General features: G+C 70.7%; 18 protein-coding genes. 15 read left to right on the top strand and 3 right to left on the bottom strand.

Annotation, left to right across the window (positions count from 1 at the left end; translation table 11 throughout):
- Positions 1-12: 12 nt before the first annotated feature.
- The 3 genes from fliS to Q7W29_12495 form a co-directional block, all read right to left on the bottom strand.
- Positions 13-510, bottom strand: a complete 498-nt coding sequence (gene fliS / locus Q7W29_12505; GenBank protein ID MDO9172639.1) for a flagellar export chaperone FliS — start codon at positions 508-510, stop codon at positions 13-15.
- Between the two features lie 15 nt (positions 511-525).
- Complete coding sequence (gene fliD / locus Q7W29_12500) at positions 526-1,854, bottom strand: flagellar filament capping protein FliD (protein MDO9172638.1); 1,329 nt, start codon at positions 1,852-1,854, stop codon at positions 526-528.
- 66 nt (positions 1,855-1,920) lie between these two features.
- Positions 1,921-2,751 (bottom strand): flagellin, encoded by an 831-nt coding sequence (locus Q7W29_12495; protein ID MDO9172637.1) that lies wholly within the window; start codon positions 2,749-2,751, stop codon positions 1,921-1,923.
- A 394-nt stretch (positions 2,752-3,145) separates the two neighbouring features.
- On the opposite strand from Q7W29_12495, the gene Q7W29_12490 reads away from it, so the two are divergent.
- From Q7W29_12490 to Q7W29_12420, 15 genes are all read left to right on the top strand, one after another.
- Entirely contained in the window at positions 3,146-3,514 is a 369-nt protein-coding gene (locus tag Q7W29_12490; GenBank protein ID MDO9172636.1) for a flagellar biosynthesis anti-sigma factor FlgM, read from the top strand.
- 140 nt (positions 3,515-3,654) lie between these two features.
- On the top strand, positions 3,655-5,910 hold the full coding sequence (locus Q7W29_12485) for an ATP-binding protein (GenBank protein MDO9172635.1): 2,256 nt from the start codon (positions 3,655-3,657) through the stop codon (positions 5,908-5,910).
- On the top strand, positions 5,907-7,346 hold the full coding sequence (locus Q7W29_12480) for a sigma-54 dependent transcriptional regulator (protein ID MDO9172634.1): 1,440 nt from the start codon (positions 5,907-5,909) through the stop codon (positions 7,344-7,346). Before Q7W29_12485 ends, Q7W29_12480 begins: the two co-directional genes overlap by 4 nt.
- Before the next feature lie 252 nt (positions 7,347-7,598).
- Positions 7,599-8,696, top strand: coding sequence for a hypothetical protein (locus tag Q7W29_12475; GenBank protein MDO9172633.1), 1,098 nt, complete (start codon positions 7,599-7,601; stop codon positions 8,694-8,696).
- Between the two features lie 25 nt (positions 8,697-8,721).
- Entirely contained in the window at positions 8,722-9,066 is a 345-nt protein-coding gene (locus tag Q7W29_12470) for a hypothetical protein (protein MDO9172632.1), read from the top strand.
- A 59-nt stretch (positions 9,067-9,125) separates the two neighbouring features.
- Entirely contained in the window at positions 9,126-9,563 is a 438-nt protein-coding gene (gene flgB, locus Q7W29_12465; protein ID MDO9172631.1) for a flagellar basal body rod protein FlgB, read from the top strand.
- Positions 9,564-9,580: 17 nt separating this feature from the next.
- The gene (flgC, locus tag Q7W29_12460; GenBank protein ID MDO9172630.1) at positions 9,581-10,090 is read left to right on the top strand and encodes a flagellar basal body rod protein FlgC; all 510 of its coding nucleotides are present in this window, start codon (positions 9,581-9,583) and stop codon (positions 10,088-10,090) included.
- Positions 10,091-10,125: 35 nt separating this feature from the next.
- Positions 10,126-10,413 carry a flagellar hook-basal body complex protein FliE gene (gene fliE / locus Q7W29_12455; GenBank protein MDO9172629.1) on the top strand — a complete coding sequence of 96 codons (288 nt, stop codon included), beginning with the start codon at positions 10,126-10,128 and terminating at the stop codon, positions 10,411-10,413.
- Between the two features lie 55 nt (positions 10,414-10,468).
- The gene (gene fliF / locus Q7W29_12450; protein MDO9172628.1) at positions 10,469-11,980 is read left to right on the top strand and encodes a flagellar basal-body MS-ring/collar protein FliF; all 1,512 of its coding nucleotides are present in this window, start codon (positions 10,469-10,471) and stop codon (positions 11,978-11,980) included.
- 21 nt (positions 11,981-12,001) lie between these two features.
- Positions 12,002-12,988, top strand: a complete 987-nt coding sequence (gene fliG / locus Q7W29_12445; protein MDO9172627.1) for a flagellar motor switch protein FliG — start codon at positions 12,002-12,004, stop codon at positions 12,986-12,988.
- Positions 12,969-13,670 carry a FliH/SctL family protein gene (locus tag Q7W29_12440; GenBank protein MDO9172626.1) on the top strand — a complete coding sequence of 234 codons (702 nt, stop codon included), beginning with the start codon at positions 12,969-12,971 and terminating at the stop codon, positions 13,668-13,670. Before fliG ends, Q7W29_12440 begins: the two co-directional genes overlap by 20 nt.
- On the top strand, positions 13,667-14,983 hold the full coding sequence (locus tag Q7W29_12435) for a FliI/YscN family ATPase (GenBank protein MDO9172625.1): 1,317 nt from the start codon (positions 13,667-13,669) through the stop codon (positions 14,981-14,983). The genes Q7W29_12440 and Q7W29_12435 overlap by 4 nt, the downstream gene beginning before the upstream one ends.
- 3 nt (positions 14,984-14,986) lie before the next feature.
- Positions 14,987-15,415, top strand: a complete 429-nt coding sequence (locus tag Q7W29_12430; GenBank protein ID MDO9172624.1) for a flagellar FliJ family protein — start codon at positions 14,987-14,989, stop codon at positions 15,413-15,415.
- A complete protein-coding gene (locus Q7W29_12425) occupies positions 15,412-15,948 on the top strand; it encodes a hypothetical protein (GenBank protein MDO9172623.1) in 537 nt (178 codons plus the stop codon). Before Q7W29_12430 ends, Q7W29_12425 begins: the two co-directional genes overlap by 4 nt.
- The coding region (locus Q7W29_12420; protein ID MDO9172622.1) for a hypothetical protein at positions 15,945-16,248 on the top strand (304 nt) is incomplete at its 3' end. The genes Q7W29_12425 and Q7W29_12420, both read left to right, overlap by 4 nt.

Here is a 16,248-nt window from a genome sequence, read left to right as displayed (position 1 = left end):
CTTTCATCCATCTCACACTGCCAAGCAAAGTTCCGATTGAAGCTCGGATGTGGTCTCCGACTTCGTACCCGTGTGTTGACCCGCAACATCCGTGCCCGTCCCGGCGAAGGCGCGGTCCGGCCGGCGACGCGACGCCTCGGCCGTGCCGGGGGGGATCGCGCGCCAGGCCGCCAGCAGGGGCAGCAGGACGCGGCGGATGTCCGCGATGTGCTGGACATCGGCGTCGAGCCGCAGGGCGGTCAGTTCCCGCAGGATGAAACCGTAGAGGGAGTCCAGATTGGCCGCCACGTTGCCGCCGACCTCGCGGTCGAGGCTGCACTGCAGTTCCAGGACGATCATCTGGGCGCGGCCCACGTGCCGCCCCATGGCCGGGAGGTCGCCGTCCCGGGCGGCGGTCCGGGCGCTCTCCAGGAAGCGCAAGGTTCCTTCGTAGAGCATGACGATCAGCCGCTCGGGGCTCTGGGTGCAGATCGTCGTCTGCTGGTACTGGCGGATTCCCTGGTGGACCATGGAGCTGGGCCTTTCTCAGCTGCTGCTGCTGGTCGAGATCGCGGACAGGTAACCGCTCTGGGCCTGCAGGGTGGACAGCAGGGTCTCCATGGCGGTGAACCGGGCGTTGAGTGTCTTCTCGTAGCTGTCGACGCTCAGTTCGTAGCGGGCGATCGTGTCGTCGATCGACTCCATGCGTTCGTCGATGGCCGAGCTGCGCAGCTTGAAGACGCCGTCGACCGAGTCCAGGACGGCGTCGAGGGATTCGCCGAGCTTCGCGACCGTCCCCTCGTGGCCGGTGCTGCTGATGAAGAGGTCGCGCACGGCGGCGAAGTCGCCGGCCAGTTCCTGCTGGAAGACCGACGTGTCGAAGGACAGATCCCCGCCTTCGGCCTGCCGGATCCCCACCTGGTAGAGCATCGTGATCGGGCCCTCGCTCAGGCGCGAGGTGATGTCGGTGCGGATCTTGGCCACGAGCGACCGCACGGTGCTGTCGCCGCGCAGGACGCCTTCCTCGCCGCCCTGCTCGTCGATGTAGGCGAACAGGTCGTTGTACGCGTCCACGAACGCCTGGACCTTGGCTTCGATGGCCTCGCCGTCGGTGGCGATGTCCAGGTGCACCGTGGAGCCCTCGTCGGCGCCGGCCAGGTTGAGGGTCACGCCCTGGATCGCGTTGGCCACGGTGTTGGTCTGCGAGGTGACGGGCAGCCCGTCGATGGTGAAGGCGGCGTTCTGCGCCTGCTGCACGTTGCCGAACACGGGCGCGGTGCCGCCGGTCAGGCCGCTGGCGTCGATGGTGAAGGCCGCGGCGGTGCCGGTCTCCTCGGCGGTGAGCGAGAGGTAGTAGCCGCCGGTCTCGGAGCCGTCGAACAGGACGGTGGCGGTCACGCCGGCGTCGCTGTTGTTGATGGCCGAGGCCAGGTCGGCCAGGCCGCTGGTGCCTTCGGCGATCAGCAGGTCGGTGGTCTGGCCGCCGACCGTGATGGAGAAGGTGCCGGTCCCGACGCTGGAACTCGCGGCGTCGAAGCCCTGCGAGCGTTCCTTCTGCGCCTGGGCGCGGTCGGTGACCACGAGGTCGTAGCCGCCGGGCATGGCCAGGGCGCCCGCGGTCGCGGTCAGCAGGGCCTCGTTGCTGGAGGTGGCGGACAGCGAGGCGAACTCGTTGTTGGTGTCCAGGGCGGCGGCGGCTTCCATGAGGCCGCGCACGCGGGACTCCACGCCCTGCAGGGCGATCTTGGTCGCGCTGAACTTGGTCTTCTGGGCTTCGAGGCGGTCGATCGGCTGGCGGCGGATCGCGAGCAGCTGCGTGACGATCTTGCCGGTGTCCAGCCCGGAGGCCAGGCCGCCGAAGGAAATGGTGCTCATGTCGCCCTCCCTGGTGCGTCACCGCCGGCGGGGCCGAAGCCCCGCCGGCGATCCCCTGCCGCAGGCTTAGCCCTGCAGCAGCATCAACGCCGTCTGGGGCGTCATGTTGGCCTGCGAGAGGACGGCCACGCCGGCCTGCTGCAGGATCTGCGCGGAGGTCATGGCCGAGGTCTCCGCCGCGATGTCGACGTCGCGGATGCGGGAGTTCGCAGCCGAGAGGTTCTCCACCGCGTTGCCGATGCTGCGGATCGTCGACTCGAGCCGGTTCTGGGCGGCGCCCAGGTCGGCGCGGGCACCGCTGACCGTGTTGATCGCGGTCTCGACCGTCGCGATGGAGGCCAACGCGGTGGTGTTGTCGACGCCGGTCAGCACGCTCGCGTTGATGCCCAGGGTGGTGGCATCGCGGTTGGTGGCCAACGTGACCGAGATGCGGTCCTCGGCGGCGTTGCCGAGACCGACCTGGATGTCCAGCGTGCCGGCCGACCCGTCCAGCAGCTGGATGCCGTTGAACTCGGACGTGTCGGAGATGCGGGTGATCTCCCCGGACAGGGCCTGGAATTCCGTGTTCAGGTACACGCGCTCGCTGGCGCCCAGGGTCTCGTTGGCGGCCTGCTGGGCGAGCTCGCGCATGCGGATCAGGATGCCGTTGACCTCGTCCAGGGCGCCTTCCGCGGTCTGGATCACCGAGATGCCGTCGGCGGCGTTGCGCGAGGACTGCTCCAGGGCGCGGATGTCCGACTTCAGGTTCTCGCTGATGGCCAGGCCGGCGGCGTCGTCGCCGGCACGGTTGACGCGCAGGCCCGAGCTGAGGCGCTCGAGCGACTTGTTCAGCTTCATCTCGGTGTTGTACAGGTTGCGCTGGGCGTTGATCGCGGCCGTGTTCGTGTTGATGCGCATGTTCCGATTCCTCCTTGAAAGTACAGTGGTTCAGACGTCCTTGCCTGATGGCGCCCCTGGTCGGGGCCGGGGTTCGTGCCGTCTGCGTAGTTCCTCCGGCACCCCGACGGCGTGGGACCTAGGTGGCGAACTTGTGACTGCTATCGGTCGCGGCGGCGCAAAACTTGAGGTGCTTTTTCCATTTTCGTGACGTTGGAGTGTGGATCGCCCCCTGTTCGAACCGAAGCGATCATCGAATATCACTCAATGTTAAAGAATCTAACAATAGAGCCGATGTCGTGGGAGCAGGAGGTACCGCGTGGTCGCCAAGGCGAAAGGGACGCGCCAACTGGTCCCGGGTTTGCTACCCTCAAGTGAGCGAGCGGACAATGTCATCAAGTCGGGGAGGGTTCGGATGGGCGCGAACAAGATCGAACGGCCGCTGGTTTCCGACCCGCGCATCCTGGCCCGCTTCCAGCAGACACAGCGCGGCGAAGCCGATGCCGAAGCCCGCAAGCTCGCGGAAGCGAAGGCTGGCGACGTCCGGCACTCGGCCGGCGAGAAGCTGGAAATCTCGTCCTCGGCGCACAAGGTGGCCGACATGCGTTCCCTGGTGGAGGCAGGCCGGAGCCGGATCGAGGCCGAACCCGAGGTGAGGGCCGATCGCGTGGCCGAGGCGAAGCGTCGGCTGGAGGCCGGCGTCTACACCACGGCCGAAGCCCGCCAGCGCACGGCGGAACAGCTCTCGCCCGTCCTGCAGGACCTGTCCCGCCTCCTCGACTGACCGGCCGCTCGCGTCCGCCGCGACCGGCTTCCCGCCGAGGCGTCGATTTTTCCTTGCCGCAAGTGGTCGGAAATCTTACGCTGCAGCCTGCCCCGGCCGGTTCGCGGCCCGCGTGAGATCATCCCGATCGGCCAGGTCGCATGACGCTCGTGCCTCCCCACAGAACCGGCCCCCGCACCGACGCCGCGCCGGCGGACGCCCCCCTGCTGCTGATCGTGGCCGGCCGCGCCGTCTGGGACGGGCCGGACCTGCCCGTCGCCCCGGTCTGCACGCCCGGCCTGACGCCGTCGGCGGTGCGTCGGCTCCTCGGCCCACGACGCACCGCGCTGGTCTTGCTGGCGCCCGCGGCGCCGGCGGAGGGCGCCGATCCGGCCGCGATCGCCGATCTGCACCGGGCGCTGCCGGACTGCGAACTGGTCCTGGTCTACGACGAGCTTCGGGCCGACGTCCTCGCCGCCTGCTTCCGCGCCGGCCTCCAGGACGCCGTCTCCAGCCACGCGCCGCCCGACGCCTGGCGAAGCCTGCTCGCCGGCGCCGTCGGACGCGCGGCGCGCCGGCTCGAATCCGGCCTGCTCGCGGACCAGCAGGTCGCGGCCACCCGTCGTCTCAAGGAGCACCAGAGGCTTCTCCAGGACGACCTGGCCCGCGCCGGCCTCGACCTCGCGCACTCCCACGCCAGGCTCGAGGAGGCGAACCAGGATCTCAGCCGCCACATGAACCAGCTCACCCTGCTGTACAGCTTCGGCCGCGAGCTGAGCACGGCGCGCAACTGGGACCGGACGCTGGAGTCCATCCTCAAGACCCTGGCCGGCTTCATCGGCGCCGAGGGCGCCGCCCTGGTGCTGCGTCCCGGACCGGATGCGCCCTTCGCCCCGCGCCAGACCTACCGTTGGGACGATCCGGCCTGGGGCCGGGTCCTGGAGCGGCTCGAACGGGAACAGGAGGACGGCGATCCCGAGTCGCTCCTCGTGTTGAGGTCGGGCGATCCCGGCGTCACGGGCCCGACGGTCACCGCCCTGCCCCTGGACCACATGCGGCGGCGCCTGGGCTACCTGCTGCTGCTGGGCTACGACCCCGGCGAGCGCGAGGCCGCCGCGGTGCCGGCCTTCCTGCGCACGGTGCAGGTGATCCTGTCCGAAGAGGTGGCGTCGGCCCAGATCCTCGACCGCATGCGCGAACTGGGCGCCTTCAATTCCCGGGTGCTCGAGACGGTCCAGAACGGCATCTGGGTCCTGGACGAGACCGGCGCCACGGTGTACTGCAACCGCACGGCCCGCGAGTTCCTGACCGGCGTGCCCGAGGCGGCGCGCATCGTGGCGGAACCCGACTACGGGATCGGCCGCGGCCGCGCCGCCGGCGCCGAGCGTCCGACGGCGAGCTTCTTCCGCCGCGACGCCTTCCGGCTCGATGACCTGCCGGAGCTCTGCCTCGACGCCCGGCTGCGCCTGGATCCAGGGGAGGGGACGGTGCTGTCCCGCCTCGCCGGCGGCGACGGCGAACCGTTCCGCGGCGAAGGCTGCCTGCTGCGCGCCGGCGACGAGTCCCTGCCCGTGCTGGTCCAGTCCAGCGCCATGCGCGGGCGCACCCCCGGCGAGAACTGGCTGGTGGTCGTGCTCGAGGACCTGCGCCCGGCCCGGCGCCTGGCGGCCGCGACGCGCCGCGCCGAGTCGCTGCAGGGCCTGGTCGAGATGTCCGCGACCCTGGCGCACGAGATCCGCAACCCGCTCATGGGCCTGAGCGCCCAGGCGGAGCTGCTGGCCGACAGCCTCGGCGCCGACGACCGCCGCCGCCGCTACCTCGACGTGATCACCGGCGAAGTGGACCGCATCAACGCCACCATCACGCGCATGCTGAACTTCGTGCGGCCCTACGAGCCCGACCTGGCGGCCGTCGACCTCGTGCCCCTGGTGCGCGACTGCCTGGAACTCGCCGGCGCCCGGGCCCGCCAGGCGGGTGTCGTCCTGTCGGCCGCGCTGCCCGCCGGGGCGGTCGTCCTGCCGGCCGACGGGGCCCAGCTCACCCAGGTGCTCCTGAACCTGCTGCTCAACGCCCTGGACGCGGCGCCCGCGGGCAGCGAGGTCGTGGTCGAGCTCGCGGCCGTCGCGCCGCGCGAGCTGGCGGACCCGGACACCGGCGGCTCGCGGGTCGCGCCGGCCTGCCGGCTGGCGGTGCGCGACCGCGGGGCGGGCTTCGCGCCGGCCGACCACGACAAGCTGTTCCGCCCCTTCTTCACGACCAAGAGCGCCGGGACCGGCCTCGGCCTCTCGCTCTGCCGCAAGATCGTCGCCGCCCACCACGGCGCGATCGGGGCCCGCCGCGAGGGCGGCGACACCGTGTTCGAGATCCTCCTGCCGGCCGACGCCGGCGCCCACGCCCGAGAACAGGAGTCGACATGAGCCACAGGATCCTGATCGTGGACGACGAGGCCGCCATCCGCATGTCCGTGGCCGAGGCTCTGGCCGCCGACGGCTTCGCGACCGAGACGGCCGAGACGGGGGAGGAGGCCCTGGCGCGCCTGCACGGCGGCGGTTTCGACCTGGTGGTCACCGACCTCAAGATGCCCAACGTGTCCGGCCTCGAGCTGCTGAAGGCGCTGCGCAACACGGGCCGCGCCACGCCGGTCCTGATGATGACGGCCTACGGCGACGTCGACACGGCGGTGGAGTGCATGCGCCTGGGGGCTTACGACTTCATCCAGAAGCCGTTCAAGCTGAGCGTCATGCGCAAGCAGGTCGCGGCGGCCCTGAAGGCGACCCGCGTCCAGGCGGCGCCCGAGCCGTCCGGCGACGCGCCGGCCTCCCGCCCGCGCCGCGCCGCGGCCGTCCACGTGGGCAGCACCTACTACATGGACCTGATCCGCGCCTGCCCCGGCCTGCGGCGCATCGCCGACCTGCTCGAGAAGGTCGGCCAGAGCCGCGCCGGCAACGACACCTCGATCCTGATCCGCGGCGAATCGGGCAGCGGCAAGGAGATCGTCGCCCGCGCCATCCACGAGACCAGCGACAACGCGCGCGAGCCCTTCATGGAGATCAACTGCGCGGCCGTGCCCGAGACCCTGCTCGAGAGCGAGCTGATGGGCCACGAGAAGGGCGCCTTCACCGACGCCAAGGCGCGCAAGGAGGGCCTGTTCGAGCTGGCCGCCGGCGGCACCATCTTCCTGGACGAGATCGGCGAGATGGGCTTCCTGCTGCAGAGCCGCCTGCTGCGCGTCATCGAGAACCGGACCTTCCGCCGCGTGGGCGGCAAGGACGAGCAGCAGGTCCACGCCCGCGTGGTGGCCGCCACCAACCGCGACCTCGAGGCGGCCATCCGCGAGGGCGCCTTCCGCAACGACCTCTACTACCGCCTGCAGGTGGTCGAGGTCGACATCCCGCCCCTGCGCGAGCGCCCCGACGACGTCGGGGTGCTGTTGGGGCACTTCGTCCGCGAGTTCAACGCCAGCCTCGGCCTCGCCACCGCCCCGCCCGACGCGGCGCTGGTGACGGTGCTGCAGCGGTACCCGTGGCCCGGCAACGTGCGCGAGATGCGCAACGTGCTCAAGCGGATCATGATCCTCGAGGAGCCCGCGGAGCTGCGGGCGGAGCACTTCCCCACCCACGTCACCGACGGCCGCGACCCGCGCACCGTCGCCGAGGCGACCTGCGGTCCCGACGCGGGCCTGGTCACCCTGTCGGAGGTCGAACAGCGGCAGATCCTCTACACGCTCGAGAAGACCGGCAACAACAAGTCGCAGGCCGCGCGGATCCTCGGCATCTCGCGGCAGACGCTGCGGGAGAAGCTGAAGCAGTACGGGGCTCTGCAGGACGACCTCGCCGACGAGGCTGAGACTTAGGCTCGGGTTCGCACATCCAGCCGAGACAGGGGACGCGCTCCGGGCACTTCGTGTGCCCGGAGCGCTTGGCCATCCGGCCCTTCCGCCATCCTGGCTCCAGGGCCTCCTGGACACCCCTGTCTCGGCAGGATGTGCGGCCCGGGTCACATCTCATCGAGGGCAGAGACGACAATTCGCGGGCGGAATCTAGGGCATGACCCTTGCGACCGGTGGGGGGAAAGGCGTGGTACCCCTTCCAGGAGCACGGAAATCATGCGTCGCCGCCCAATTCCCTGCCGGATCGTCGGTCCCCTGGCGTGGGCCGGACCCCTGGTGTGGATCGCCTTCATGTCCGTGCTGCCGCCCGGGCCGGCCCGGGCCGACGACGAGCTGACCCCCCTGGCGGTCCTGGGCTACGGCTGCTGGGTCCAGGACCTGGCCGTCGCGGCGGCGGACAGCGTTCCCTCCCGGCTGTACCCGCTGGGGCTGTCGCCGCGCGACGCCCTGGTCCAGGGCAGCCCCGAGCGGCTGGCCTCCCTGACCCGCGAGTTGCGCGCGCGCGAGCACGCCCTGACCGACGCCTGGGACGCCTCGAGCTTCAAGACGGAAGCGTCCGCCCTGGCGGCGGCGCGCGACTACCGCGACGTCGGCCAGTACGAACTGGCCCTGCGCTGGTACGCCATCGCCCAGCAGGCCGCCGGCTTGCCGCTGCCCACCGGTCAGCTCGCCCACGAGATGTTCGCCACGGCCGTGCTGTCGGGCGACTCCCTGCGCATCGACGAGCGCTGCCGCGACCTGCTGGCGGCCGGGGACCTCGCCGACAACGAGGGCGCGGCCGTCGTCGCCTACCGCCACTACCTGGCCCGCAACGACCGCCCGAACCTGCGGCGTCTGCTCGCCCAGGCGGCCGCTCAGCCCGAGCGGCTCACCCCCGAATTGCTGTTCTGGCAGTCCTATTGCCTGGTGGCTGAGGGCCGGCGCGCCGAGACCGTGCCGCTGCTGCTGCGGCTGGTCTCGGGCGCGCAGTCCGCGGCGGGGCTGGCGGGCTGGCAGCGGATCTGGGTGGTGCGCGCGTTGCCGGACGGGCTCTACATGGCCGACCGCGGCGGCGCCGCGGCGATCCTCTACGGCATGCTGGCCGTCCAGCCGACCGGCGAGGCGCCGCTCTGGGCCAGCTACCAGCTCGCCAACTTCGCCCTGCGCGACGGCGACTACGCGGGGGCGGCGGCACTCTATCGGCGCAGCGCCGGGGCGGCCCCCGTCGCGGCCTGGCAGCTGCGGGCCGTGGCGCTCGCCGGCAGCGCCGAACAACTCGTCGGCGTGGGGAAGGGGGTCGTCCGTCATGACGACGCACTCGACAGCCGTCCCTGACGGCGCGGTGGGCCGGGAATCGCCCGTGCCCGTGCTGCTGCAGGTCTACGCCCGGGAACGGGAGCTCTACGTCGAGGTCCTGCGGCTCTCGCGCGAGCAGACGGTGATGATCCGCCGCGGCGAGAGCCTCGCCGCCGTGCGCCGGGTCCTGACCGCCAAGCGTGACCGTCTCGACGAGGTCGCGCGGCTGGAGCGGCTCCTGGCCGCGCCCCGGCGCAGCTGGCAGGACCGGCGTCGCCACGGGGGCCTGCCGGCGGCCGCCGACCTGCAGGGGCTGCTCCAAGAGCTGGGCGGGCTCATCGAGGAGATCCTCCTGGTCGAAGCGGAGAACGATCGGCTGTTCCTCGAACTGGCCCGCGGCGCCGCCTGACGGCGACCGGGAACGGAACTTGATAGGGCCTGCGGACCCGGCGGGGCCGGGATCCCCAGATGCAGGAGGCGGCAGGCACCACCATGATGGCGACCACGATCTTCGACCGGGCCCATCTCGGCGACCTCAAGAAGGCGCTGACCGTCTACTCGCGCCGCCAGCGGGTGGTCTCGGAGAACATCGCCAACGTGGAGACCCAGGGCTACCGGGCCCAGGAATACCGTTTCGAGGACCTGCTGCGCAAGGCGGAGGGCCGCAGCCTGGGCGGGACCCGGACCCACGAAGCGCACCTGCCCGTGGGCCGGCGCAGCCTGGAGGACACCGAAGGGGAAGTCGCCGTGCAGGAAGACGGCTACGACAACGGCATCAACGACGTGGACGTGGACCGGGAGATGACCCGTCTGGCGACGACCGACCTGTCCTACCGCCTGGCGACCCGGGTCCTGAGCATGAGGTACACGCAGCTGCGCGAGGCCATCGGCGGCCGCGTCCGCTAGCGCGAGGGGAGGGTGACGTGAGCGACGGACTGTTCCGATCCATCCACATCAGCGGCACCGGCTTGTCCGGCATGCGCACGAAAATGGACACGGTCGCCAAGAATCTTGCCAACGCCGAGACCACGCGGACCGCCGACGGCACGCCCTACCGGCGCGAGCGCGTCGTTTTCGAACAGACCCTGGCCGAGCGTCTCGGCGAGCGGGCCCTGCCGTCCCCCGAACTGCGCGCGACCGGCGGCCTGTCCCGCACCCACCGCGCCCACCTCGCCGGCGCCGACGCCGCCGGCGGCGGGCTGATGCCGCGCGGGGTGGAGACCGGCGTCGAGGTCTCGCCCGACGCCTCTGAATTCAAGGTCGTCTACGACCCCGGGCATCCGGACGCGGACCAGGACGGCTACGTGCTGATGCCCAACGTCAACGTCATCACCGAGATGGTGGACATGATCACGGCGAGCCGGGCCTACGAGGCGAACGTCTCGGCGGTGCAGACGGCCAAGGACATGTTCGGCAAGGCTCTGGACATCTGACCGGGGGGAACGATGTGGCCATCACCAGCGTGAGGATGCCGGGAACGATCGACCCGCGGCTGGCCTACGGCGGCGCGGCGGCGGCCCCGCCGGCGACCGGCGGCGCCAGCTTCGCCGACGCCCTGAAGACCGCGGTCCAGTCGGTGGACCGCGCCCAGACGCACCGCAACGACATGGTCGAGGGAGCCGTCACCGGCCAGGTGGGCGAGGTCCACGACGTCATGGTCGCGGCGGAGGAAGCCCAGCTGGCCTTCGAGCTGATGCTCGAGGTCCGCAACCGCCTGCTGGAGAGCTACCAGCAGGTCATGCAGATGCAGATGTGATCGGATCGACGACACCGCGCCGCGGCGGCGCTCACGGAGGAGCTGAGGACGCGTCATGAGGCAACTGCTGGACTCCTTGAAGGTCTTCACGGACCGCTTCACGTTCAACCAGAAGATCCTGATGCTGGCGATCGTCGCCGCCGGGGTCCTGAGCGTGGGCATGTTCGGGACGTGGCTCAAGAGCGAGGAGAAGACCGTCCTGTTCACCAACCTCTCGCCCGAGGACGCGTCGCTGGCCATCTCCGAACTGGACAAGAAGAACGTCGAATCCGAGCTCACGGACGGCGGCACGACCATCCTGGTGCCCGAGGGCATGGTGCACAAGCTGCGGGTCGACCTGTCCGCCAAGGGGATCCCCTCGAGCGGCACCGTCGGCTGGGGCATCTTCGACGGCAAGCAGTACGGCATGACCGAGTTCCTGCAGAACGTCAACTACAAGCGGGCGCTCGAGGGCGAGCTGACCCAGACCATCGAGTCGATCCAGGGGATCCGCGCCGCCCGCGTCCACCTGGTGATGCCGAAGCCCTCGATCTTCAAGAAGATGCAGGCGCCGGCCACGGCTTCGGTCGTGCTCACCCTCGGCCAGAGCAGCGTGCTGTCCCCCAACCAGATCCGCGGCATCCAGAGCCTGGTCTCCGGCAGCGTCGAGGGGCTCGAACTGCCGAACGTCGCGGTGCTCGACCAGTACGGCGTCGTGCTGTCGGAGAGCTACGAGGGCGAGGGGTACGGCCAGTCCGAGGGGCAGCTCGCCCTGAAGAAGGAGGTCGACGCCTACCTGACCGAGAAGGCCGAGACCATGCTGGCGCGCGTCCTGGGCCCGGGCCGCTCGATCGTCCGGGTCGACGCCACGCTGGACTTCGACCGCCTCGAGCAGCAGCGCCACAGCTTCGACCCCGAGAAGACCGTCGTGCGCAGCGAGGAGCGCAGCGAGGCCAGCGGCGCGCAGGACGGCAACAACGAGACTTCGGTCACCAACTACGAGATCAACGAGGTCGTGGAAACCGTCGTCGGCGAGGTCGGCGACGTGAAGTCCATGACGGTGGCCGTCTTCGTCGACGGCCGCTACGGGGAGGCGGAGGGCGACGCGCCCCCCGTCTACACGCCGCTGAGCGACGAGGAGCTGCAGCAGATCCAGCGCGTGGTGACCTCCGCGGTGGGCCTGAGCGCGGAGCGGGGCGACCGCATCGAGGTCGTCAACATGCAGTTCCGGGCGCCGGAAGAGGAGGAGGCGGAGAAGGGCGGCTTGGGCGGCCTGCCGCTGCCGGGCTCCCTGCCGCAGGTGATAGGCAAGGTCCTGCTCTTCGGCCTGGCCCTGTTCACGGCGCTGCGGCTGAAGAAGGCGCTCGGCGACATGATGGGCCAGCAGCTGATCCCGCAGGGCGTGACCCGCGAGGAGTTCGCCGAGACGAAGTCGGACCTGCTCGACACCGACGAGAGCGTGACCAGCACCGAGAACAAGCTGAAGGAGATCCGCGACTACGCGGGCGCGAGCCCGCAGGAGATCGCCGACCTCGTCCAGGCCTGGGTCCACGAAGCCGAGGGCGCCACGGCGTCCCCGCGCGGCTAGGAAGGTACCGACGTGACCACGATGCGCGAGATCGCGATCCTCATGATCTCACTGGGCCCCAAGGTGGCGGGCCAGATCATGAAGCGCCTGCCCGAGGAGATGATCGACCGCATCACGGCCGAGATCTCCGAGGTCAAGATGGTCGACGCCGCGGACAAGGCGCAGGCGATCGAGAATTTCGTCGATCTGCGGCGCAAGTCCGCGGGCGTGGAGTTCGGCGGCGAGAACTCGGCCCTGGAGATCCTGGAGGAAGCCCTCGGCAAGCGCTCCGCCGACTCGGTCATGAACCGCGCCACCGGCTACAGCGAGCTGGCCGGCTTCGACAACCTCAAGAAGGTCGACGCGCTGACCGTCATGAACTACCTCAAGAACGAGAACGCGCAGACCATCGCCCTGGTCCTGTCCCACGTGGACCCCCGCTTCAGCGGGCCGATCATGAAGCTGATGCCGCCGTCCGTGCAGGGCAGCATCGCCCACCGCATGGCGATCCTGGACAAGCCCAGCCGCGAGGCCCTGCGCGTGGTGGAGAACATCGTCAGCGCCGCCGTGCAGGGCGAGTACTCCAGCGACACCAAGAAGTTCGGCGGCCGCAAGCAGGTGGCCGCGCTGCTGAACGAGATCGACCAGGAGAGCTGGCTCGAGATCATCGACGACATGCGCGAGATCGACGACGAGTGCGCCAACGAGATCAAGAACCTGATGTTCGTCTTCGAGGACCTGATCAACCTGGACGACCGCTACATCCAGGACGTGCTCAAGGAGGTGCCGGGCAAGGACCTGGCGCTGGCGCTGAAGGGGACCCCGCAGAACATCCAGGAGAAGATCTTCCGCAACATGTCCAAGCGCGCGACCGTGAGCATCAAGGAGGACAAGGAGTACATGGGCGCCGTCCCGCTGGCCGACGTCGAGGAGGCCCAGTCGAAGATGGTGGCCGTCGTGCGCCGCCTGATGGACGAGGGCGTCATCACGCTCGGAAAGGGCGGCGGCAGTGCGACCATGGTCTCCTGACGACCTCATCGCCGAGGCCTCCCGGGCCGTGGCGGTGCTGGAGGCGCCGGCGGCCGGCGACGAGCATCTCCAGGCGGAGCGCGGCCTCAGCTTCGTCGAGGACTTCCCGGCCGACGGGCTCGGCGGCTTCCTGCACCGTCTCGACGCCCAGGAGCGCGAGACCCTGTTCAAGCTCGTGGAGACCGAGGTGCGGGGCGACGTCTCCCGGCAGCTGCGCCTCGAGAACGAGGAGTGGCGCCGGGGGATCGACGGGACGATCCGCAGCCTGGCCGCCGAGGTGCAGGCCCGCGTCGCGGACGAGATGCACGACGTCGCCCGCAACGCCGTGGAACTGTCCATCGCCATGGCCGAACAGATCCTGCGCCGGGCCGTCGTCCTGGACCGCGACGTCCTGCTGAAGGCCGTCGAGACCATCATCTTCCGCGCCGAGCGGGGCACCAGCTTCAACCTCATCGCCAACCCCGCCGACGTGGCGGCGCTCCAGGACCACGCCGACACGCTGCGCGACCTGAACATCGTCAGCGTCAATCCCGACCGCCGCATCGAGCGCGGCGGCTGCGTGATCACCGCGGGCGGCCGCGAGTGGGACTACACGCTGGGCGGCCGCTTCGAGCGCCTGGCGGAGGTCGTCCGCGAGAGCATGCTGGAGCCGCCCGAGGAGAACCCGGGGGACGAGACGTGAGCCTGCCCTGGGCCGAGACCATCAAGAAGGTGCGTCGCACCGATTCGGTGCGCGGCAACGGCACCGTCTCGGGCATCAAGGGCCTGTCGGTCGAGATCCTCGGCCTGACCGCCGCCGTGGGCACCGTGTGCAGCATCGACGTCGGCCGCGCGGCCGTGCCCGTCCTGGCCGAGGTCGTGGGCTTCCGCGACGGCTGCGCCGTCGCCATGCCCTACCGCACCATGGACGGCGTCGCGCCCGGCCAGAAGGCCGTGGTCGTCGCCAACGCGCTGACCGTGCCCGCCGACGAGCGCCTGCTCGGGCGCATCCTGGACGGGCTCGGCACGCCCATCGACGGCGGGCCGGCCCTGGCCCACCTGCGCGAGCGGACGGTGCGCGCCGACCCGCCGCGGGCCCTGACGCGGATGCGCATCACCGAGCCCATGACCACCGGGGTGCGCTCGATCGACGGCCTGGTCACGATGGCCAAGGGACAGCGGCTGGGGATCTTCGCGGGCAGCGGCGTGGGCAAGAGCGTCCTGCTGGGCATGCTGGCCCGCAACGCCGAGGCCGACGTGATCGTCTGCGCCCTGATCGGGGAGCGGGGCCGCGAGGTCCGCGAGTTCCTGGAGCGGGACCTCGGACCCGACGGCCTCGCCCGCAGCGTGGTCGTGGTGGTCACCTCCGACGAGAACGCGGTGCTGCGCATCAAGGGCGCCGAGACGGCCCTCACCATCGCCGAGGCCTTCCGCGACAAGGGGCGCAACGTCCTGTTCCTGATGGATTCGGTCACCCGCTACGCCATGGCGCTGCGCGAGATCGGCCTGGCCGCCGGCGAGCCGCCCACGACCAAGGGCTACACCCCGTCGGTCTACGCCATGCTGCCGAAGCTGTGCGAGCGGACGGGCTGCTCCGCCGAGGCCGCCATCACGGCCTTCTTCACGGTGCTGATCGAGGGCGACGACATCCACGACCCGATCGGCGACGCCGTCCGCTCCATCCTCGACGGCCACATCATGCTCAGCCGCGACCTGGCGCGAGAAGGGCACTACCCGGCCGTCGACGTGCTCGGCAGCATCTCGCGCCTGCGCAACGAGGTCGTCGCGCCGGAGGTGCGCGCCGCCGGCACGAAACTCATGCGCTGGCTCAAGGCGCTCGAGGACAACCGCGACCTGATCAACATCGGCGCGTACGTGGCCGGTTCCGATCCCCTGGTCGATACGGCCCTGGCCAAGCGCGAGCCCGTGCGGCGGTTCCTCTGCCAGGAGGTCGCCGAGAGCTCCTCGTGGAGCGATACGGTATCGTCTTTGATGGCATTGACTAACGGGGCGTAATCAATGTTCCGCTTCAGGCTCGAGAAGGTCCTCCGCCACCGCGAGCGGATCGTCGACCGCGAGGCACGGAAGCTGCAAGGGATCCTGTCCGCGGCCCTCCTGCTCGAGCGCGAGAACACGCGGATCGAAACGGAGTGCAAGGTGGCGGCCGGCCGGGAAAGCGCCCGCGGGTTCGACCTGGTCCGCATGCAGCGCCTCAACGATTACACCGGAGAGCGGCGGCGCCAGGTCCGGCGCAACGCCGAACGGATCCGGCGCATCCGCGCCGAGGCGGAACAGCAGCGGCAGATCCTGCTGGCGGCGCAGCGCGACAAGAAGGTGCTCGAGCAGCTGCGGGAGCGGCAACTGGCCGCCTGGCAGGAGCAGGACCGCCGCGAGGACCGCAAGCGCATGGATGAAGTGGCCACACTCAGGTACGGGACGGAGCCATGAAGACCATCCTGATCGTCTCGACGCTGACGTTCCTGGTGCTGTTCGGCACGATCATCATGACCAGCGGCATGCTCGAGAACGTCGTCAAGGGTCGGCTCGGCGAGCTGCTCGCCCCGGTGACCGGCGGACGCGACGACGAGCTCGACGAGACCCTCGGCCGCCTGGCGCTCGAGCGCGACGCCCTGCAGCGGCAGCGCGAGGAACTGGTCCTGCGCAGCGCCGCTTTCGATGTGGAGCAGAAGGCGTTCGACGACGCCCAGCTCCGGCTGCAGGCCCTGGCCACGGAGATCCGCGCGGCGCAGGGCGCCCTCGACGCCTCCCACGACGTGGAGATCGCGAAGCTGGCGAAGGTCTACGAGGCCATGAAGCCGGCGAGCGCGGCCCCCATCCTCGCCAGCCTCGACATGGATATCGTCCTGGAGATCATGAGCCGGCTGAAGGACCGCCAGGCCGCCCGCATCCTCGCCTTCATGACCCCGGCCCTCGCCGCCGAGATCAGCGCGCGCATGAGCCCCACGGGAGGCAACTCGTGACCTCGATCCTGCCGGCCACCTTCCGCGCGGACGCGCCGGCGGCCCGCTCCCGGCGCGACGAGCGCCGCGACGGGTCCGAAGGCTCGCCCTTCGCGTCGACGCTCGCCGCCCAGGACCGGCGGACGGCGCCGGCCCACGAGGCCCGGTCCGGCGGCAGCAGTCGCGCGGGGGAGAGCGCGGACCGGAATCCCCAGGCGTCAGGCGCCCGGGGGGAACGCCGGGATCCGACCCGCGCCGCGGCGGGCGGCGACAAGGCGGCCGCCGGCCGCCCCGAGCAGACCGACTCACGGCCCGGAGCCG

It is taken from the genome of bacterium, from assembly GCA_030654305.1.
Classification (GTDB): domain Bacteria; phylum Krumholzibacteriota; class Krumholzibacteriia; order LZORAL124-64-63; family LZORAL124-64-63; genus PNOJ01.
Note: the sequence above shows the minus strand (reverse complement) of the source record. Positions and strands in the feature narration are given on the sequence as shown.